This is a genomic window from Nostoc sp. XA010, from assembly GCF_020829625.1.
Taxonomy (GTDB): Bacteria; Cyanobacteriota; Cyanobacteriia; order Cyanobacteriales; family Nostocaceae; genus Nostoc.
The window spans coordinates 21797-42976 of the sequence record NZ_JAIVFX010000029.1; the positions used below are offsets into that span (position 1 = coordinate 21797).

At 41.4% G+C, this 21180-nt stretch carries 13 protein-coding genes; 8 read left to right on the forward strand and 5 right to left on the reverse strand.

Translation table 11 applies throughout. The features are described from left to right. Nucleotides 1-517: 517 nt before the first annotated feature. Together tsaE and yvcK are read right to left on the reverse strand one after the other, a co-directional pair. Nucleotides 518-991, reverse strand: coding sequence for a tRNA (adenosine(37)-N6)-threonylcarbamoyltransferase complex ATPase subunit type 1 TsaE (gene tsaE, locus LC608_RS27960; protein ID WP_229556687.1), 474 nt, complete (start codon nt 989-991; stop codon nt 518-520). 159 nt (nt 992-1150) lie between these two features. Then, the gene (gene yvcK, locus LC608_RS27965; RefSeq protein ID WP_229556688.1) at nt 1151-2539 is read right to left on the reverse strand and encodes a gluconeogenesis factor YvcK family protein; all 1389 of its coding nucleotides are present in this window, start codon (nt 2537-2539) and stop codon (nt 1151-1153) included. A 174-nt stretch (nt 2540-2713) separates the two neighbouring features. On the opposite strand from yvcK, the gene ruvC reads away from it, so the two are divergent. From ruvC to LC608_RS27980, 3 genes are all read left to right on the forward strand, one after another. Then, the gene (ruvC, locus tag LC608_RS27970) at nt 2714-3205 is read left to right on the forward strand and encodes a crossover junction endodeoxyribonuclease RuvC (RefSeq protein WP_229556689.1); all 492 of its coding nucleotides are present in this window, start codon (nt 2714-2716) and stop codon (nt 3203-3205) included. 1006 nt (nt 3206-4211) lie between these two features. Next, nucleotides 4212-6506 (forward strand): NACHT domain-containing NTPase, encoded by a 2295-nt coding sequence (locus tag LC608_RS27975; protein ID WP_229556690.1) that lies wholly within the window; start codon nt 4212-4214, stop codon nt 6504-6506. Nucleotides 6507-6599: 93 nt separating this feature from the next. Next, complete coding sequence (locus tag LC608_RS27980; protein ID WP_229556691.1) at nt 6600-7640, forward strand: chemotaxis protein CheB; 1041 nt, start codon at nt 6600-6602, stop codon at nt 7638-7640. Nucleotides 7641-8651: 1011 nt separating this feature from the next. On the opposite strand, the gene LC608_RS27985 is transcribed toward LC608_RS27980, so the two are convergent. The 3 genes from LC608_RS27985 to LC608_RS27995 all read right to left on the reverse strand — a co-directional run bounded on the left by LC608_RS27985 (nt 8652) and on the right by LC608_RS27995 (nt 14943). Continuing rightward, nucleotides 8652-12884 carry a chemotaxis protein CheB gene (locus tag LC608_RS27985; RefSeq protein ID WP_229556692.1) on the reverse strand — a complete coding sequence of 1411 codons (4233 nt, stop codon included), beginning with the start codon at nt 12882-12884 and terminating at the stop codon, nt 8652-8654. A 693-nt stretch (nt 12885-13577) separates the two neighbouring features. Beyond that, nucleotides 13578-14024, reverse strand: a complete 447-nt coding sequence (locus LC608_RS27990) for a response regulator (protein ID WP_229556693.1) — start codon at nt 14022-14024, stop codon at nt 13578-13580. A gap of 520 nt (nt 14025-14544) precedes the next feature. Then, nucleotides 14545-14943 (reverse strand): LacI family DNA-binding transcriptional regulator, encoded by a 399-nt coding sequence (locus LC608_RS27995; RefSeq protein WP_229556694.1) that lies wholly within the window; start codon nt 14941-14943, stop codon nt 14545-14547. Nucleotides 14944-15118: 175 nt separating this feature from the next. On the opposite strand from LC608_RS27995, the gene LC608_RS28000 reads away from it, so the two are divergent. The 5 genes from LC608_RS28000 to LC608_RS28020 all read left to right on the forward strand — a co-directional run bounded on the left by LC608_RS28000 (nt 15119) and on the right by LC608_RS28020 (nt 21117). Further along, nucleotides 15119-15604, forward strand: a complete 486-nt coding sequence (locus LC608_RS28000; protein ID WP_229556732.1) for a gluconokinase — start codon at nt 15119-15121, stop codon at nt 15602-15604. A 138-nt stretch (nt 15605-15742) separates the two neighbouring features. Then, a complete protein-coding gene (locus LC608_RS28005) occupies nt 15743-16066 on the forward strand; it encodes a DUF1815 family protein (protein WP_229556695.1) in 324 nt (107 codons plus the stop codon). A gap of 1213 nt (nt 16067-17279) precedes the next feature. Continuing rightward, nucleotides 17280-18293 (forward strand): ABC transporter substrate-binding protein, encoded by a 1014-nt coding sequence (locus LC608_RS28010; protein WP_229556696.1) that lies wholly within the window; start codon nt 17280-17282, stop codon nt 18291-18293. 272 nt (nt 18294-18565) lie between these two features. Beyond that, nucleotides 18566-20122, forward strand: coding sequence for a sugar ABC transporter ATP-binding protein (locus tag LC608_RS28015; protein ID WP_229556697.1), 1557 nt, complete (start codon nt 18566-18568; stop codon nt 20120-20122). Continuing rightward, the gene (locus LC608_RS28020) at nt 20119-21117 is read left to right on the forward strand and encodes a ribose ABC transporter permease (RefSeq protein ID WP_229556698.1); all 999 of its coding nucleotides are present in this window, start codon (nt 20119-20121) and stop codon (nt 21115-21117) included. Before LC608_RS28015 ends, LC608_RS28020 begins: the two co-directional genes overlap by 4 nt. The last annotated feature ends 63 nt before the right edge of the window (nt 21118-21180 follow it).

The window sequence follows — 21180 nt, forward strand, 5'->3', positions numbered from 1 at the left end:
ATTAATTACAGATGTGCATAGAATAATTTATTGCTATTTAAATTAATTTTCAAATATTTGAAAGTTCAGTATTTATGTGTATATATTATGACTTTAGTTCGGGTATATTGAGGATAAGGAAAAGTTAGACAACTTCTACAGAACTTGCTTGATGTTGTTTAACTTGTCTCTACTAGCTTTGGCTGCTAAATAATCCCGATTTGTTCTTTTAATGACAGTAGAGAACCAATCGGGTAAAACCAAGCTGACTAAGTTCTGTGAAAACTCTCATTTAACCCAACAACAGTTTACATTTTCTTCATTAATAGACCATCTAAATCAGTTTTTTACACGATTATTGCAGCAATAAAGCTGCTGTTACAAAATTTTTAATTTATTTTGGGTTGAGATAACAATGTTAGTGATTTACAGCGGTGAGCGTGGTAGTGGCAGATAGAAGGAGTGTGGAATTCTCCCTCGACTGTTTGCAAAAATTTTCTCGTATTGCATATTCTCAAGAAAGTGACATTTCTCGTACTTAAGTCGGGAGATAAGCTGAAATCGCGGCAACAACTTCGCTAATGGCACAATTGAATGGGATGAGTTCGACTTGACGAGTACCCTCATTCCCATAAGTCAAGCTCACACTTAAATAACTATCTGGCTTGTAGGGCAATCGTTCTGCCCATTCAACTGCCACAATTCCTGGTATGACTTCAACACCTTCCCAGTAACTTTCTAAATTCAGGGCTGCAACTTCTTGTGGTTCTAGGCGATATAAATCTAGGTGATAAAGGGGCAGGCGTCCTTCCGTATACTCATTAATCAGGGTGAAAGTGGGACTGACAATAGGTTCAGCGATTCCCAAACCCTTGCCAATACCTTGAACGAGGGTAGTTTTACCAGCACCTAAATCACCTTCTAGTAAAATTACACTGCCAGGAGTTAGAGATTCACCGAGAGTAATACCTAAGCGTAGGGTCGCTTCTGTATCTGCAAGAAAAATTTTCATAATTAGTCATTAGTCATTAGTCATTAGTCCTTTGTTTAGACTAATGACTAATTTCATTTTCCTTCATTTTGAATTTTGTTAGCGAGTCCGCGTACTCCTACGGAGAAGCAAGCTACGCGCAGCGTCTGTCTGCGACACGCTGCGCGAACGTAGAGAGCGTCATTTTGAATTTTGAATTCCCCTAAGGGGCTGACCTTTACCGTACCACCGCAACAATACTTGTGCTAGTTTCTGCGGATTGTGACGGATAACACCCGTTTCATCTTCATACAAAACATTAGCTAGAACAATCCTTCGTCCTAGCTGAGTTATGGCTTCTCTATCTAGGAAAACCGGATGGGAGTTTTGTTCGGCGTAGCGGATGAGTGATTGCTCCGACGGGGATTTTTTGTGGATTAGTACAGCATCAAATAGCCGCCTTTCTCCACAAGCAGCATCAATTGCTCTGATGTGATCTGCAACAGTATAGCCTTCAGTTTCTCCTGGTTGAGTCATTATATTGCAGATATAAATACGGGGGGCATCTGTTTGAGCGATCGCATCGGCAATTTCTGGTACTAATAAATTAGGAATCAGGCTTGTATAAAGGCTACCTGGTCCAATAATAATGTAATCAGCTTCTTTAAGTGCCTTAATAGCTGCTGGTACTGCTGGAGGATTAGCTGGAATGCAGCCAATTTTGACAATTTTACCGCCAGCTTTGGGAATGCTAGACTCCCCATCAATGCGGCGACCATCGGCTAATTCTGCCCAGAGGCGAACATCACTGAGAGTTGCTGGTAGTACTTGTCCTCGTACCGCTAGCACTTTAGAACTGGCTGCAACGGCTTGTTCTAAATCTCCAGTAATATCACTCATTGCCGTTAAAAACAAATTACCAAAACTGTGACCCGTTAACCCATCTCCAGCCCGAAAACGGTATTGAAACAATTCTGTTAATAACTTTTCTTCATCTGCTAGTGCAGCTAAACAATTGCGAATATCCCCTGGTGGTAACACTCCAAATTCTTGACGCAACCGCCCAGAAGATCCACCATCATCGGCAACAGTGACAATAGCAGTAATATTAGCGCTGTAGGTTTTTAATCCCCTCAATAACGTAGAAAGTCCCGTACCACCACCAATTACCACTATTTTTGGGCCTCGGTACAATCGATGATGAGCCAGTAAGACATCAATGAGTTCCTCTCCGCCTTCTGCTCTTAGTACCTTAGTAATTGAGCCTACAGTGCGAGTTTGCCCCCAAAGCACTAACAGCAAGCCGCCAAGCAGCACCAAAGGCCCACTAACATAGTTGGGTAAAATGTTGGTGATTACTCCCAGGAAACCCCTAAACAACTCAATCGTCCAAAAAATTGGGGTGAGCTTAATCCAGATAGCTAACCCCAAACTCGCCAGCAGTACACCCCCAATACTGATCAACAACCAACGTTTTACCGATAGTCCAGGGGATAACCATTTGAACCACTGGTTAACCCGATAGGAAGTACGAGAGCGCGACTGCTTTTGCAGGGCGTTGAGGGCTTGTCTGAGAAAACCAATTGACATACCTGATTTACAGCAGTGCTACAAACAATAATTAACAGAAAATTTACACCACTTGGTTTAAAACATTAGGCGTGAAACTATTATATTTGTCTATCCCATTAGACTAAGAGAAAGTGGTCAAAATTGCCAGTATTCCTAGTTAAACAATACCGTAGCTTGATAAAAGTGAATTTAATGCAAAAACGAATTTTAGGATTAGATCCAGGACTGGCAATTTTAGGATTTGGGGCAATTACCTGCACACAAACTCCTAACAAGATACCAGAGACTACAGTAAATATGCTGGATTTTGGGGTAATTAAAACGTCGGCAGATGTAGAAATGGGACTGCGTTTATGTACTTTGTTTGATGATTTACACACCGTGATGGAGGAATTTAAACCAGATTTGGTTGCGATCGAGAAACTATTTTTCTATCGAATGTCAAGTACAATCCTGGTTGCACAGGCGCGGGGTATAGTTATTTTAGTGTTGGGCCAGCGTCGTCTTCCTTATGTAGAGTTTACTCCTGCTCAAATTAAACAGGCTTTAACAGGGTATGGCAATGCCGATAAGTCGGAAGTGCAAGAAGCAGTGGCGCGGGAGTTGGATTTAGATGATATTCCTAAGCCGGATGATGCTGCGGATGCTTTGGCGGTAGCTTTGACGGCTTCTTATCAGCTGTAGGTGTGTACACAGACAATAAAGTTCGTCAGAATCCCTCACTGATTGATTCTGACCCGGCATTGATGGTTTTGCACCAAATTTTCAATTTGGTATGGTGTTTCACCATTTATTTAGCGTTCGACTGAGCGCTCACGTCGAAGTCCATCATTAGCACGGAATTCAATTTTTTATTTTAATACGCTTGGGTTAAGGATTTTTGGTATTGATTTTAGGTATGTAGAGACTAGCTATTGCAACGTCTCTTGCATTGGATTTGGGGCTTAACTGAACTGTATTGTTTCTTATTTTGGCGAGGTCGCACGCATGTATTCTTTTTTTTAATAAGGATTTTGCTTAATAAGTAGGCTTAAAAATAAAACACTATAACTATTAAAATCAAGAACAAAAATCTTATGCTTTCAATGTGTTTGCGTTGCTCATGCATCTGAGAGCGAATTATATTTTAAAAGCTAGCAACACAATAAAATGACTTGAGAACTTAAGCCTTATGTCGGCAGATAAACCTCTAAATCACAACCTTAATCTCACTTATTTAAATATTAATTGTAACAATCTAACTTTATACACCAGTACACTTAAGCATACAGAAGTGGTATAATAATCACGAGTATTCAATCGTACATAAATTTTAAGCTTGCCGTACCACTAAAGGTACTATAGGAATCGTATTTGATTTTTGAAATTATCTACGTGGGCGGGGAGTGGGGAGTAGGGAGTAAGGAATTAGGCTTTTCAATCTGTATCGAGCTTTTTCAGGAATCAAATATTAGTCCTATAGATATACAAAAACTTTATCTAAAACTCAGTTTTGAGTTACAAAAAATACTTTATCATTCATAGTTTACTGAGAAAATGCGATTACAGGATATTGGCTGAAAATGCTTGAAAGCAATCATTAACATTTAAAAATAGCTAAAATAGCTTACTTAGTTTCTAAGTAGTTCAAAAACTGTGTGTTGTAATAATGTCAACTTGAATAATTATTATTTTATGTGTGTAAGCTCCTATGGTCAAGCGATCGCTCCAAGCATCACTCGCCGGGATTCAACAAGCTAGAAAAGCGTTCGCTCATAAGGGGTGGACACAAGACAATTTGGCTTTTGAAGTCAACTTAAAGACTCGCCAACCAATTTGGCGGTTTTTTAGTGGCCGTCCTGTTGAGCGTCATATCTTTATAGACATTTGTTCTGTGTTGTCGTTGAATTGGCGGGAGATTGCGGCTAATCCTCCAGAAGAATTCTCTGAATCAAAAGAACTTAGTACTGCTGAATTTTTAGATATTGATGCTCTAGTACAACAAGTGCGATCGCAACGCTTCGACAAAATTCAAGACCAGTGCGGCACTTTGCAGTTATTAGATGTTACTCGCCCCGTTAGAATAGACGACATTTATATCGATGTCAACATTTTGGAGGAGATTGCCAGCCTTCAGTGGTTAGAGTTTGCTGATTTGCAAAACTTTACATCAAAAGAATTTGATCGCTTTGGTTTAGGTGAAGTATCCCAGACACAAATGGCGGGAATCACGGCAGTTCAAACTTACTCAAAGCTGCGGGTGTTGGGTAAACCGGGAGCAGGTAAAACCACTTTTTTACAACATCTGGCGATTCAATGCAACCGAGGGAGATTTGCAGGAAATCGGGTTCCTATTTTTGTCACCTTAAGAGATTTTGCTGACAAATCTAGAGAAGTAGGAGAGTTCAATTTACTGAACTATATTTGCGAAGACTTCCTCACCTGTGGAATTTCAGATCCATCTGTGCTGGAAACTTTGTTGTTGGAAGGCAGAGTATTGCTGTTGCTGGATGGATTAGATGAAGTACTCCATCAACAGAGTAAGGGTGTCGTCAATGAGATTCGCAGACTATCTGAGAAGTATCAAAAGAATATGTTTGTCGTCACCTGCCGCACGGCAGCTAAAGCTTTGAACGTCAAACGCTTTACAAATGTTGAAATTGCCCCTTTTAGTCAAGATCAAATTGTTGCTTTTGCTCAGAAGTGGTTTACAGCAGTTACGAAAACGAACATGCAGGATAAACAAGAACAGGCATTTGAGTTTATTGAGAAACTAGATTTACCCGAAAATTTACAATTTCAAAGACTTGCTATCACTCCCTTGTTTTTGCATCTCGCCTGTTGGGTTTTTCATCACCAGAACAAATTTCCAACCCAAAAATCTGCTTTTTATAAGCAGTGTTTAGACCTACTCTTGGGCAAATGGGACGAAACTAAAGCAATTGAGCGAGATGAAATATACCAAGGTTTTTTATTACCACAAAAACTTAAGTTGCTGAGTCAGGTTGCTAGCGCGACATTTGAGCAGGGTAATTACTTTTTTGAACAACATATTGTTGAGCAACACATTAGCGATTATATCGGTGATTTGCCGAATGCTTCCACAGAAGCAGAGGAATTGGAATTAGATAGTAAAGGAGTACTTCAGGCGATAGAGTTGCAACATGGATTACTAGCAGAACGAGTGCGGGGGATTTTCTCTTTTTCTTATTTGACGTTTCAAGAATACCTGACTGCTCGAAAAATCGCGGGCAGTTATAATTTACAAGCATTAAAACAACCCTTAGAACGTCTGGTAACTCATATTACTGAACCCAGGTGGCGTGAAATCTTTTTGTTAACGGTTGCCATGCTACGGAATGCAGATTTTTTGGTACTGTTGATGAAGCAAGAAATTGATGCCCTAGCGGCTCAAGATCCATATTTGCAAAAATTTTTAACTTGGGCAAGTCAAAAATCTCTCCTTGCTTCTGAGTCTGCTGCAATTCGGGCGTTTTATCTTGCCCTGGCTAGGACTCCTCACCTTACCCCGTACTTTGCCCTTGTCTGCATCTTCGATCAAGATATTTTTTTGGATGTGGCATTAGATAACCTAGTAATGGAATGCGAATCTAATTTTGCTGATGTCTATGGGTGCAACGATGCTGTGAGTAGTGCTTTAGCAATTGTTCAAGATGCTGGCTTACATCAAGTTTTACAACAACTTAAAGACCTACTGCCCGATCCAGAACAAAGTAGAGAAAGCATTCAGACATGGTGGCAAACAAGTTATCCTGCTTGGATGGAACAGTTAAAAACTGCGATCGCCAAGCATCGAAACATTGAGCATCACTGGCACTTCAGTCCACAGCAACAACAAGTATTGCAACAATATTACGATGCCAATCAGTTGCTTATCGATTGCCTTAATAGCAACTGTGAGATCACAGACGTTGTGCGCCAAGAGATTGAAGCCAGTTTATTGCCGATAGAAGAACTCTCCAAGCGGGAATGGCAGGGATTGTGATACCAAGTTGCGATCGCAATTACTACCTCTTTCTCAACTTCCCCCGCTTCCCCTGCCTACTAAAACGGTTTTATTCACTAAGAAAAGGAATCTATGGTTGGACACGACATTATTGTTATTGGCACTTCGGCAGGCGGACTCAAAGCACTAGGCGCAATCTTAGGCGCTCTACCTGCTGACATTGATGCTGTCTTCTTTATTGTTCAGCACCTTGCAGCAGATAAGCCCAGCATTCTCCCCCAAATTCTTGCAGATGTAGGCTCTCTCCCAGCATCTCACCCGGCAGATGGAGAGCCAATTCAAACCGGGCGAATCTATGTTGCACCGCCGGATTATCACCTGTTGGTGAATCAAGGCTCGATGCGTGTCGTGCGCGGGCCTCAAGAAAACCGCTTTCGACCCGCGATCGATGCGTTATTTCGTTCAGCCGCCCGCGCTTATGGTACAAGGGTGGTAGGTGTGGTACTCACTGGTTATCTTGATGATGGCACGGTGGGGTTGCAGGCAATCAAAAAACGAGGCGGAGTGGCGATCGTTCAAGACCCGGAGGAAGCAGAATACCCCAGCATGGCAAAGAGCGCCTTGCGGTATGTGAAAGTCGATTACTGCCTGCCGCTCGCAGAAATCCCAGACCGACTAGTGGAGTTGTCACAGGAACCCGCCGCCAAGGAGGACGCATACCCTGTGAACGAAGAGATCGAAATTGAATCCAAGATTGCTGAACAGCAGATGAATACCCAGGAGTTTTTGAAGAATGTAGAAACGGTGGGGACTCGAACGACTTACACTTGCCCTGAATGCAACGGCAGCATCTGGCAAATTGGCAAAGAAGAGCCGCTACGCTTTCGCTGTCACATAGGGCATTCCTTTACAGCTAATGTGTTTTTGGCAGAGCAAACTCAGAATCTCGAAAATGCGCTGTGGTCGGCTGTGCGGGCAATGGAGGAAAAGGTTACATTTTCCCGTCAAATGGCAGAACAGATGAAAAACTACAATTTAACTAGTGCCGTAACAAAATATGAGGATCATGCAATGAATTTGGATAAAGAGGTGTCCTTAATTCGAGATATCATTCTCAACGGCTTTGCCACGAAACGAGCTATTGCTCCAATAGACGAAGATGAGGCTGAGTAACTGTAGGCTTAACCTTCTTTAATGACTATCGCTAAGGGACTTCCAACTAAAAAAATATCCTATCGCTGTGTAGGCAGGGGAGCAGGGGGCAGGGGGAGAAAGAAAATATATATTATCTGAGTAAATTGGATAATTTATTTTCTGGAAGTCGCTAAATAAAAATCCAAAACTCTTATTTATTCTGACTTTTATAAATTTAGATGTCAGTTTGAGAATCTTTTACTGAATGCAATCGAGCCGATGTTGCGATTTGCAGGAGGCATTACCACTTTTTTGGCTAATCCCACTTTAATAATGATACAAATCACTTAAGTGGACTTCAGCTATGAGACTCGGAATTCATTCCGAGGCGGGATAGAAACGTAGTGCGAGATTTATTAATAAAGATATGGCTGCGACAAGACTTGTGTGTACACACAAGCGCTTTCATTCAGAACACGAGGACTTTCATTCAGAACACGAGGACTTTCATCCAGAACACGAGGACTTTCATTCAGAACACGAGGACTTTCATTCAGAACACGAGGACTTTCATCCAGAACATGAGGACTTTCATTCAGAACACGAGGACTTTTATTCAGAACATGAGGACTTTCATTCAGAACACGAGGACTTTTATTCAGAACATGAGGACTTTCATTCAGAACACAAGTCTTTTTTGAGCCAATGAGGGAATGAAACAGCTTTGCTTTTCAACAAGGGTTGGGGAGATTAAAAGTCTGTGGAGCCACTCTAAAAAACTTGTGTGTACAACTGTAGGCTTGCGGGGGATTTGGACACCGCGCATTTCACAAATCAAATGTTGTATTGCTATATTTGACAACAGTACCCAATACGGTTCAGTTAAGGCTAAAACTCTTTATCAAAGTCAAATTTTTTAACGTAGACGCGTTGGCGTAGCCTCTCGTAGAGAAGCGGCTTACCGCAGGCTACCGCAGAGGTACAGAGGGAACAGAGAGAAGAAAAAAATGCTTAACTGAATTGTATTGCAACAGTACCCACAATTACGAATTACGAATTATCTATGATTCCTGCACTCAACTTTGCAATCATCAATACCAATTGAGTAAGCTTAATCGGTTTAGCTAGATGCATTTGGAAACCAGCATCAATCGCCCTTTGCCGCTCTTGCTCGGTGGCATAGGCACTGATTGCTGCTGCTGGAATTTGTCCCCCAGCTTTAGCCTCAAGCTCTCTAACCTGACGAATTAAAGAGTAACCATCCTCCTGTGGCATGCCAATATCTGCTAGAAGCAGATCATATCTGGCAGGAGATTCAGTTAGAGCAGCGATCGCTTCCCTTGTCGATGTAACAACTACTACTTCAGCCCCGAAGTCTTCTAACATGCACTTGATTAAGTCGCGGCTATCCCCTTGATCGTCTACAGCCAAGATGCACAACCCTTCAAAGGTAAGGGATGGATTTTTACCATCTAATGGATCTGGAGTCTCTGATAAAAGGCTTGGCTCTAAATAAGTTGGCGGTGTAATTTGCGGCGGCATTGAGCGCAGAGGCAGCCTGATGATAATTGTGGTTCCTTGCCCCTGTCCTGGACTTTGCGCTTGAACTGTTCCACCGTGAAGTTCTACAATATGACGAACGATTGACAAGCCCAATCCAAGCCCCTGACTTGTTTTGGTACTGCTGGAATCTCCTTGGCGGAAGCGCTCAAACACATACGGCAGCAAGTCTGCCGGGATACCAATTCCTGTGTCGCTGACTCGAATTTCAGCCTGACTATATACAGCTTGGAGCATAACTCCCAGTCGCCCATCGGTTGGAGTGAACTTAATCGCGTTAGAAAGTAAATTCCACATAACTTGCTGTAAACGGTCAAAATCTCCGACAACTGTCGCCGAGTTCAACTGTGAAACAATTTGAATGCCTTTTGCCTCTGCGGAAAATTCGATAGACTCAATGGCGGCATTCACTACTGAAACTAGATCGATTAGACGAGTCTTTAAATGAAGCTTTCCACTCGTAATCCGTGAGAGATCCAGCATATCATCGATTAACTGAGCCTGCACATTAGCACTCCGCTCCACCACTTCCCAGGCACGAGTGACTGCTGCTTCATCTAAATCGCGGGTGCGGATAAGTTCCGCCCAGCCAAGTATAGTATTGAGCGGGTTACGAAGTTCATGGGAGAGGTTCGACAGGAATTCATTTTTAGCTTGGTTGGCATTTTCCGCTTCTTGACGGGCTGACTGCTCCTGTGCTAAGAGTTGCGATCGCTCTAATTCAAACTGCTTGCGATCGCTAATATCTTCAATCGCCAGCAAAATCTTTTGGGACTCTCCCTGTTGAACAATTTTCCAAGCATTAAGCAGCATAGTTTTCTGCCCAATCTGCTCAAAACGATGCTCTACCTCTAAGTTTTCAATAGTGGTATCGTTGGCGAGAATGTCTTCTAGGATCTGTTGTAGTCCAGGTAAGTTCCACTGACCGTTCCCTAGTTCAAAAATCAGAGATTGCGCTGTCTGTGATGGTGAAACCTGAAATGTTTCATAAAACGAGCGATTGGCTTTGTTCACTCGGAAATCAGAATCAAGCACGATTAACGGCACTTGTACCGTCTCCACAATCGCTTCAGCATAATTCCGGGCTTGTTCTAACCTTTCTGCACTGCGTTTAAGAACATCAATATCTATTAACACCAACACTATACCGTCAATCTGGTTTTCTATGGTGCGATAAGGACGGATGCGGAGGTTGTACCAATGTCCCCCCAGAGTTTGGACTTCTAATTCTTTGATGCCGAGTGTGTCAAGTACTTCCAAAATTAGAGCTTCTAAATCAGGAATATTCAGATTGGCTCTGATATCGCTTAAGGGTCGTCCAGCATCGGTGGGAATTAAATTGAAAAGCCGCTGCGCCATTGGCGTAAAACGTCGAACCCGTAAGTCATTTGTCAATATCAAAATGGGAATATTGATACTGGCAAGCAAATTCGTGAGATCGTTGTTAACTTGGTGTAATTCCAGATTTCGAAAGCGAAGTTCTTCATTGGTTGTGTTGAGTTCTTCGTTAGTTGCCTGAATCTCTTCTTTGGCAGTTTCTAGCTCCTCATTGGTGCTTTGTAACTCTTCATTGCTGGAGATGATTTCTTCATTGGCAACTTTCAGGTCTTGATTGATGTGCTCCTGCTGTTGGATCACCGTTTGCAGATAATCTTGAGTCGCAGCCCGCTCTTGATTGGCGTTTGCGAGTTCAAGCTTTAGCCGAACAATCTCACGCACTAAGTCTTCGTGCTCTTGGCTTTGAGGATTAAAAGAACTGAGGTTGCTAACCGTGGGTGGAGCTTCTTCAAATAAAACCAGAAAGTAGAGTTCTTCGTCAGTCGCAGGCTTGAATGGAATCACTTCAATATTGACGATTTTTGAAAGATCGCCCTCTTCAATGCGTAACCCTTGCCTTCTAACTAAAATTTTTTGCCGTTGTGCCTGATAAATTGTGGTGCGTAGCTCGGCGAGTAAACCCTGGCGCACCATTTTAAATAAGTTGAGACTCGGTTTTCCAGGTGAAACTTTTAGGTAGAGATCGATTTCTCCCCGAAGTTGCAGCACTTCCATTTTGTTGTTGATTACTACACCCACCGGGGCATAGCGATTCAAGATCAGTTGGTCAGTTTTTCTCTCTAAATCAAAATCATTTGATGGATTCTCATTGGTCGGCTCGAGTTCGTCAACTTTTGCGCTCGGATAATTGCTGGTAACGAACGATAGAATTGGACGATTTACAGTTAGCTTTTTGGCATAAACTTTATTCTTTTTATCAATCTGAGTAAATAACTCTGAATATTTACCAGTGCTTTCTGAAGTCCCTAGCAGCAAAAAACCAGTCGAGTTGAGACTGTAATGGAAGATGGGCAATATCCGTTTTTGCAACGTTTCGCCCAAGTAAATCAGTACATTGCGACAGCTAATTAAATCTAAGTTGGAAAAAGGGGGGTCACTACCCAAGTTTTGTCGGGCAAACACACACAGTTCGCGGACGGCTTTACTAATTCGATACCCACCGCCTTCAAGGGCATTAAAGAATCTGCGGCGACGCTCTTGTGAGACTTCCACCATTTGATTCTCTGTATAAATGCCTGATCTTGCTTTCTCAATCGCTATCTCGCTGATGTCTGTGGCAAAAATCTGGATCGGCGGTAGGGTAACTTTATCCGACAAAAACTCCAGCAAGGAGATGGCGATCGAATAGACTTCTTCGCCTGTGGAACACCCAGCTACCCAAATCCGAATCGGCAACTCTGGCGATTTGTTTTGGATGATAGTGGGAAAAACTTGCTCTTTCAAGAGTTGAAATGCTTCGGGGTCACGGAAAAAATAGGTGACGTGGATCAGAATTTCTTCATAGAGTGCTTTGACTTCACTCGGATTTTCTTGCAAAAACTGGGCATAATCCTCCAAGCGTTCTAGTTTATACAACAGCATTCGGCGCTGGATTCGGCGATCGAGGGTGTTGGGCTTGTAGTGGCTGAAGTCAACGCCAGTTGCCGATCGCAACAACACAAATATAATCGCCAGGGCATCGCCCTGTTCGGGCAACTTTTCAATTGCGATCGCTGGTAATGAGCCAGAAATAAAAGCATTGCGACTGAGGTTTACCAGTTCGTCGGCGATTTTTTCAGGCGGCAGAATAAAATCAACATTCCCGGTGGCAACAGCAGTATTGGGCATACTATCGAATTTTGCGGTGTCTTCACACTGAGCAAAAGTCACGCCTCCGGCTGCCTTGATTGCCTTTAACCCAAGTGAACCGTCTCCATCTGCTCCAGATAAAACTACTGCGATCGCTTTGTTCCCTCGATCTGCTGCCAATGAAGTAAAGAACGCATCAGCAGGCATATATTTACCGCCAACTTTCTCTCGCGGCGTAAGTTGCAACACTCCATTAGATAAGATCATCTTAGTGTTAGGCGGAATAATGTAGACCTTGTTAGGTTCTACACTCACGCCGTCTTGAACTTCAGTAACGGGCATTTGAGTTTCTCTTGCCAGAATCTCGCTCAACAGACTCTTGTGGTTAGGGTCTAAGTGTTGAATCAGCACAAATGCCATCCCTGTATCGGTAAGCAAATATTTGAGCAACTCCGTAAACGCCTCTAATCCACCCGCAGAGGCGGCAATACCAACGACGGGAAATAAAGCATCTGCAATGTCTTGCTGCTCTACGTCGAACGCATCATTAGCGGTAGATTCAGATGTAGGTTGCTCAAAGGGTTGATCAGATGTCATAGGATGAAGTTTAGCACTGCAATAATTTGGCAGATTAAGTTTATATTTTAGGTCAGTTTACTTACTTGCCTTGTATATAATAATAGTTTAACTACAAGTTAAATAAACAACCTAAGTTTCCTAAATCCAAGTCATTGCCAAGAAATAAGAAGCTAGAATAAATGCAATACCAATAATTCCGCTACTCAAAAGCAAAACTAATTGAGTTAAAATATACATTTGATAACTCCTGAGATTAATCCTATCGTTTATTAAATTTATTAGTAGTCTTTTAAGAAAAATTATTTCCACCAATAAATGACCCATATTATTCTCAAAAGTTAGACTACTATATAGCGTTTCCTAATCATACGAGCTACATCATAGTCCCCTCTCGAAGAGCCTACGGTGTACATACAAGTCCGTAACCATATCTTTATTAATAAATCTCGCACTGCGTTTTATCTCGCCTCAGAATGAATACCGAGTCTCATAGCTGAAGTCCAGGCTTTGTGGACTTTCTCTATCAGCCGCCGAACTTCAATTCTGGGCGGGATTGCCTCTCTGTGTGACAGTTTCACTTTGACAAAAATAAAATGTGGCTAGAGGATTTTTCGACTTGTGTGTACACCGTAGCTCAAAGAGCGGGGAGGGGGTTGGCGGTGGAGTTGTTGTACCTTACTTAACCGAGAACCGCTATATCTAAGACATTAATTAAAAGTAGTTACCATGAGGATGAGGATTATTAGTAATTGCTAAAATGCCAAGCACCGCAACAAAATCATCAATAACTACGGGTTTAGCAAAACATAGACTAAACCCAGCTAAAAGTGCGTTTTGATACATATCTTCTGTTACAGTGCTTGTTAGAGCGATCGCTGGTACTGCTTTGCCTCGCTCTCCCGCATGTGTTCTCAGTTGGTGAATCAGAGCATAGCCATCTTCATTTGGCGTGGAAATATCACTTAAGAGGACATCAGGTTCCCATTGCACAAATATTTCCAGAGCTTGCTCTTTTAAAGATGCCGCTTGCACGCTCACACCATAGTATTGCAACATCGGCGTGAACGAATTGCAGAAATTGACATCATTATCTACAAGAAGTACTCGTAGCCCTTGTAGAGATGAAGGATTACTAGGAAATTTATTATTTATATGCATCAACGTTTCAAAATTGAGGTTTTCTTAAACTTTATAATGTCCTTAAACAGTACATTTTTTGTGCTTGCTTGAAGTTCAATAAACGTCTCATCAGTAGGCATGAATAGCCTATTACCTTTGAAATTATCTACTCCCTTAGCAGCTTTAATTGCAACAATTAGGATACTAAGAACTTCCAAAAATATCCCATTGCTTTTAGGGCAGGGAGCAGAGAGAGCAAAAGTCATTTTGATTCCAAAAATCGGATAATTTATTTTTTGTAGTTACCTTAAAGACACTAGCTTCCATGACAGCATTGCCAAGATCAACTATTTGTTTGATCCGGGAAAATAATTTTTTTAACAGTTTTTACTCTAACATCTCCTGTTAAAGGTGAGGTTTTAGATAGTGTATAAGTTGTATATTTTGTATAAATTTAGTAAGAATTTTTCTGATAAAAAACATTCAAATTATTCTGATGCCCAGTAACTACTGGTAACAATTATTAATTATGTCTAAAGAAGTAGAATTTTTATATCTTTCAGTAGTAGTTAAAACAACTTAAAAATAATATATCATCCAGTCTCCGGCGATGAAAACTATTAATAGCTGCTATTTTCTGCTGAAGATTTCGGTGTGAAGCACTTAACAAAACACTCAAGCCTGCGGGTCTAGCTATCTTGTCGATTCCCTCTACTACCTCAGCAAAAAAGGGATCTGCAATTGAAGTTACTACTACTCCACTGGTATTAGTGCGTTTATTTTGCAAGCTTTGAGCAATAGCATTAGGCACATAGTTCATCTCCTGCGCTAGTTGCTTAATTTTCTCTCGCACTTTGGGGCTAATGAGAGCGTTATCTCGCAAAGCGCGTGAAACTGTGCAATGAGAAACGCCTGCTCTTTGAGCAATATCTGCAATTGAAATTCTTTTTTCATTCATTTTTTTATATAAGGTTTAAAATTTTTGCAATTGTGTGCATTTTTTGTAATATAAATAATCATTATTTGTCAAGATATTTTTAATACAACTCACATGTTGTATAGAAAGGAGTCTTAAATTCAGCCTCCATTTCCATAACTTAACTTTTTTGAAGAAAAATATGATTAAGCAGTCAATGATTATTATCCTAATGGGTGTATCAGGTTCGGGCAAAACCACCATAGGAAAACTGCTAGCAGAATCGTTACAATGGGAGTTTAGCGATGCTGATGCTTTCCACTCACCAGAGAATGTTGAGAAAATGCGGCGCGGTATTCCTCTAAGTGAAGCTGACAGGATACCTTGGTTACAAGATTTGCAAACAGCGATAAAACATTGGCTACAAGAAAATAAAAATGTGGTGCTGGCGTGTTCGGCTCTAAAAGACAGCTATCGGCAATTTTTGGTATTCGATAGCGAACGCATCAAGCTAGTTTACCTCAAAGGGTCTTATGAGTTGATTCAAATGCGGTTGCAAGAGCGTAGCAATCATTACATGAGCGAAAAACTCCTCAACAGCCAGTTTTATACTCTTGAAGAACCATTTAATACCATATCTATGGATGTTGCACAACCACCCCAGGTGATTGTCCAAAACATTAAAACGGCTTTGGGAGTTTAGCTTATTACTTAGAATCAGAACATTAAGATTAATCACGTCTTTACGAAAACACGAACTTTTGGCAAGCAAATAACATCAGATGTAAATCTAAAGAAATTTTAAAAGGAACCACATAACTGTAGTGGTAGGAGAAAACTAGTGTTTCTAAGATTAGCGCAACAACATCATGAATTCGTCCAAGACTTGGTAATGAACCTGCAAGCCTTGACAATTACACTTAACGGGCGTGGCTATACTGCGTCTTGTTATACATGCGGTGACCAAATGCAGAGTGCTTCATTTATGGTTAGCTTGGGAGAAAAGCACCTGATTCGGTTTTTAGTGTCTGATTACGGGATTACTTGGATGGAATTATGGGACGATCGCGAATTAATGAAGTTGGAGGGTGCAGAAGCGATAAGCCAGTTACAAGAGTTGGCTAATATTGTCAAGTATTCTCATGCTAGACAATTGACAAATTGACACTTCTGTAGGTGAAGTTGACAAAAATATTAACATTTCCACAGGTGTGTAGAACAAAAGATGAGCTTATATTTAGCAACAGCTATGCACACGTATGCATAGCTGTGTAAAAAGTTATTGTTTCTGAGAAGGCATCAGAATTTTTAAGAATTAGCGATCCCTCCGGTGGGCTACGCCTACGCATCAATGCTTTTTCTTAACTCAAATTCACATTTTATCTACATTTGTCGATTGATTCTAATCGTTCAGCCCCTTCTTTCCACTAAAAAATAGCGCATTGCCATTTATAACACTATAAAACATCTGTGCAAATGTCCTGATGTTTATAGCCACTGGCTCAACTTTTCTTTAATTCCCAGACCGACTGAACAGACACGAAACGAACTATTTATCGCTTCCCTTCTTTCACATTTTGACAACGGCTGCAATGGGGTGAGAATGACTTTTTTGGTATTTCTTGTCCCTATACCCAAAGAATTATTTTGATCGAGATATAACAAAACTATCTCTAGCAACTTATTATAGCAAATAAGTGTACTTCACAAGCATATTTTATTTGACTCCCAAAAGAAGACAAAATGATTTTGATTTAGGGTAATCGGCTATATTTTTCTACTACTCTAAGATAGATTGAAAAGTAAATACTTTCCTCCTATAGGATTATTTTTTCAATTCGAGTTGATTCAAATATATTAACTTTTTTGAACTCCCCTCGGCTTAAAATTACTTAATTTTTGCAAATGCTCTATTGGGAAGACCTTAAACTACATAGAGATGCAATAGCTTCCTTAATTTTGTAAAGTTCGATAAACGGGGATCATATTTGCAATAATGCAGGTTAAACTAAAACAATGTAATAGGAAATACAAATTTCCCACTTTGATAAGATCAGTTCTTAATTTTAGTTAAAAGCTGTTTTTAGCCCACGCACTTCCAAACGTTGTTTCACTAAAAATGTGATTTTTTGACGTAGTGTAGCGCTCATAGTTATGTTTAAAAAAATAAAACATCTAATTTAGAGAAATTAATAGCGCTAACTCAAATAGAACCATATTATTAGAAGACGTTTGAGAGTAGTTCAAATTGCCAAACCTAGCAATATTCCTAGGTTATGTCTGAAGGTTTTAGACCTAGCTCATATTGTGATAGGTTGGCAAATTTATATTCTACTGACTTTTTCTAATTTAAATCCATTGCTAAAAATAGATGAATTATGAAGAGAATTTCGCTCATAGCTGGCATATTAGGTTTGGCTGTTGTTGGTTGCACAAATGGCGCTCAAAATGACAACACTGCTATTAATACTACTGGCACTAACACTGCAATCAATACTAGTGCAGAAACGAAAACCGTCACTGGGAATAAAAAATTACGAGCGGTTGGCTTTACCGTTGGCGATCTAAGTAACCCTTTCTTCGTCGTTATGGGACAAGCAGTTGAGGCAGAAGCGAAGAGAATTGGCGGAAAAGATGTCACCGTTATTGTAGCTTCCAGTGCCTATGACCTCAACCAACAAGCCAATCAAATTGAAAATTTTACTGCTGCCAATGCTGACATCATTGTTTTAAATGCTGCTGATAAAAGTGGAATTAGACCAATAGTTGAAAGGGCAAAACAAGCAGGTAGAATTGTTGTTGCCGTAGACACAGGCGCTGAAGGAGGTGTAGATGCCACCATCACCACTAATAATGTCCAAGCTGGAGAAGTTAGTTGTAAATATATTGCTGACCGCCTCAAAGGTAAAGGCAATGTAGTAATAGTTAACGGGCCGCCAGTAGACTCGGTGATTCAGCGAATTACTGGCTGCGAAAATGTATTATCCAAATATCCCGATATCAAAATCCTCTCCAAAAACCAGAATGCAGAGGGTAGTAGGGATGGAGGACTCAGAGTTATGAGTGATTTGCTCACAACCTTTCCGAAGATTGATGCTGTTTTTGCCATCAACGATCCGAGTGGGCTTGGTGCAGAACTAGCAGCAAACCAAGCACAACGTAAAGAATTCTTTATTGTAGGGGTTGATGGTGCGCCAGAAGCAATCACTGCGATCGCTACTAAAAATAGTTTATATGCCGCAACTGCTACTCAAAATCCCCGAGGAATGGCCCAAAAAGCAGTTCAGGTTGGAAATGACATTTTAAATGGTAAAAAACCTAGCAATCCTACCATTCTGATTCCAGTTAAGTTGATCACTAAAAATAATATCAGCACAGAAAAAGGCTGGTAAATAATACAAATTGTGAATTTGCAATTAACAATTATTTCTAATCTGAATTGAGTCTTTTGGTGCATTGACAGACTTTTTGCACATACCCATGATGTATATATGTGCATTTGCGAAAAGTTCTAAATATTGGAAGAAGACATTTAGAATTTTCCAAGATAGTAGAGGGTTTTTAAAACATGATTTTGTGATGATTTTAATTCCACATCAGGTGTGAGTTGATTGATTTATAACTCACAATTGCAAATTTTAAATTGTTTTTAGAGGTTCTGCTGATGACAAGAACTATTGAAACCTCATTTCCTGATCCACCAACCACCACTCCGGTGTTAGAAATGCAAGGGATTACGAAACGATTTCATGGTGTATCTGCACTCCAAAATGTCAATCTAACGATTTATCCAGGAGAAGTTCACGCCCTCATGGGTGAAAACGGAGCAGGTAAAAGCACATTGATGAAAATCCTAGCTGGGGCTTACATTGCCGATGAAGGAGAAATTCGCATCAATGGTCAACCCCTGAAAATTACCGATCCGGCCACAGCACGCAAAGCGGGTATTAATCTCATTTATCAAGAACTGAATGTTGCACCGAATTTAACCGTTGCCGAAAATATGTTTATGGGTAGCGAGTTGCGGCGAGGTCAGCTTTTAGACCGCAAAGCTATGCAACACGAAGCAGAGGAAGTGCTAGAAAGCCTTGGAGCCAATTTTACAGCGCAGACTGTGGTTAGTACCTTAGCGATCGCAGAACAGCAGCAAGTAGAAATTGCCAGGGCGTTGAAGGACAAAAGCCGCGTTTTGGTAATGGATGAGCCAACAGCAGCACTGTCTGACCGCGAAAGTGAGCATTTGTTTGAAGTAATTCGCAAACTACGGAGTGACGGCATTGCCATTATCTACATCAGCCATCGGATGGAAGAAATCTATGCCCTAGCTGACCGGATTAGTGTACTGCGCGATGGTCAATATATTGGCAGTCTGACACGTAGTGAAATTTCTCCCCAACGATTGGTGCAGATGATGGTCGGTCGTTCCATGCAAGACTTTTACGAACATCAACGGCAAATGCATCCAGGCCCAGTCGTGCTGGAAGTCAGAAATATGAGCGATGTGCGTAAGAAGGTTGAGCCGGCTAGTTTTAAAGTTCATGCTGGAGAAATTGTTGGTTTAGCCGGGCTGGTTGGTGCAGGACGCACAGAACTATCCCGGTTGGTTTTTGGTGCAGACCGCAAAGCCAGTGGTGAAGTATTCTTGAATGGCAAAAAACTGGAAATTAATACACCTAGTGATGCCATTGCGGCGGGAATTGGCTACGTCCCAGAAGACCGCAAAGACCAAGGTTTATTTCTGGAGATGAGCGCCCGCAAGAATATTGCCATCAACACACTCAAACAGGATGCAAAGGCTGGAATCGTTAACTGGGGTTCAGTTAATCGGCTGTCAACAGAGGCAGTGGAAAACTTTAATATCCGCCTGGCCAATTTGGAAATTAGAGCGCTCGATCTTTCTGGTGGTAATCAGCAGAAGCTACTGCTAGCGCGTTGGTTAGCCATTAAACCGAGAGTTTTGATGTTAGATGAGCCGACACGCGGCGTAGATATCGGTGCCAAAAGCGAAATTTACCGAATTATGAGCGAATTGGCAGCACAAGGTGTAGCTATTTTAATGGTTTCCAGCGAACTATCAGAGATTGTTGGTATGAGCGATCGCGTCTTAGTAATGCGAGAAGGCCAGCTGGTAGGCGAACTGGACGGCAGTCTTGGTAAAGAAATTGCCCAAGAAAAGATTATGCACTATGCAACTGGAGCATCGGAGGTATTAGAATCATGAGTCAAACAGTCAGACCGCCTGCCAATAAATTAGCCAACAATCCCGCATCCCGCAACCGCAAATCAATTAGCAGTCTATTGGAAGTTGCGGGTATTCTGCCAATCCTAGTAATTATCTGCATCTTATTTGCATTCCTTTCTCCCAACTTCCTCACAGCCGGTAACATCGTTAATATCTTACGTCAGTCATCAATCAATATTGTGCTGGCGACAGGAATGACCTTTGTGATTCTCACCGGAGGTATTGACCTTTCTGTTGGTTCAATGTTGGGTGTTTCTGCCGTAGTTGCCTTACTGATATCACTACTGCCAGCTTTGAGTTGGGCGGCCGTGCCTGCTGCGTTGCTAGCAGGATTGCTTTTAGGCTTAGTCAACGGCGCTATCATCACCTTTTTGGATGTACCACCTTTTATTGTCACGTTGGGTTCACTTACAGCCTTGCGGGGTGTTGCCTTTCTAGTTGCCAAAGGGACAACGCTGATTAACCGTGACATAAATTTTGCTTGGGTGGGTAATACATATATCGGCCCGATTCCTTGGCTAGTGATAATTGCGCTACTGACTGTGATAGTTAGCTGGTTTGTCTTGCGGCAAACTGTTTTAGGAGTGCAGATATATGCTGTTGGTGGTAACGAACGGGCAGCCAGATTAACTGGGATTAAAGTTAATCGTGTCTTGCTATTCGTCTATGGTATTAGTGGATTACTGGCAGGTTTAGCAGGAATCATGAGTGCCAGCCGTCTTTATAGTGCTAGTGGCATCTTAGGTCAAGGTTACGAATTAGATGCGATCGCAGCTGTTATTCTAGGTGGAACCAGCTTTACAGGCGGTATTGGTACCATTGGCGGCACACTTCTAGGTGCATTAATTATTGCTATTCTCAACAACGGTTTAACCTTGTTGAACCTATCTTACTTCTGGCAACTAGTCGTCAAAGGACTAGTAATTATTTTGGCAGTTGTAATTGATAGACTCCGCAGACGTTCCAGACGGTAAAGAGGCAGGGGAGCAGGGAGCAGGGAGCAGGGGGAAAATTCCTTTTTTCTGCACCCATGCCCA

Coding starts and splice junctions, on each gene's coding strand:
- LC608_RS27990 (WP_229556693.1), bottom strand. CDS start 14,024: ATGCATATAAATAATAAATTTCCTAGTAATCCTTCATCTCTACAAGGG.
- LC608_RS28010 (WP_229556696.1), top strand. CDS start 17,280: ATGAAGAGAATTTCGCTCATAGCTGGCATATTAGGTTTGGCTGTTGTT.
- LC608_RS28020 (WP_229556698.1), top strand. CDS start 20,119: ATGAGTCAAACAGTCAGACCGCCTGCCAATAAATTAGCCAACAATCCC.
- ruvC (WP_229556689.1), top strand. CDS start 2,714: ATGCAAAAACGAATTTTAGGATTAGATCCAGGACTGGCAATTTTAGGA.
- LC608_RS27975 (WP_229556690.1), top strand. CDS start 4,212: ATGGTCAAGCGATCGCTCCAAGCATCACTCGCCGGGATTCAACAAGCT.
- LC608_RS28000 (WP_229556732.1), top strand. CDS start 15,119: ATGATTATTATCCTAATGGGTGTATCAGGTTCGGGCAAAACCACCATA.
- LC608_RS27980 (WP_229556691.1), top strand. CDS start 6,600: ATGGTTGGACACGACATTATTGTTATTGGCACTTCGGCAGGCGGACTC.
- LC608_RS27995 (WP_229556694.1), bottom strand. CDS start 14,943: ATGAATGAAAAAAGAATTTCAATTGCAGATATTGCTCAAAGAGCAGGC.
- yvcK (WP_229556688.1), bottom strand. CDS start 2,539: ATGTCAATTGGTTTTCTCAGACAAGCCCTCAACGCCCTGCAAAAGCAG.
- LC608_RS27985 (WP_229556692.1), bottom strand. CDS start 12,884: ATGACATCTGATCAACCCTTTGAGCAACCTACATCTGAATCTACCGCT.
- LC608_RS28015 (WP_229556697.1), top strand. CDS start 18,566: ATGACAAGAACTATTGAAACCTCATTTCCTGATCCACCAACCACCACT.
- tsaE (WP_229556687.1), bottom strand. CDS start 991: ATGAAAATTTTTCTTGCAGATACAGAAGCGACCCTACGCTTAGGTATT.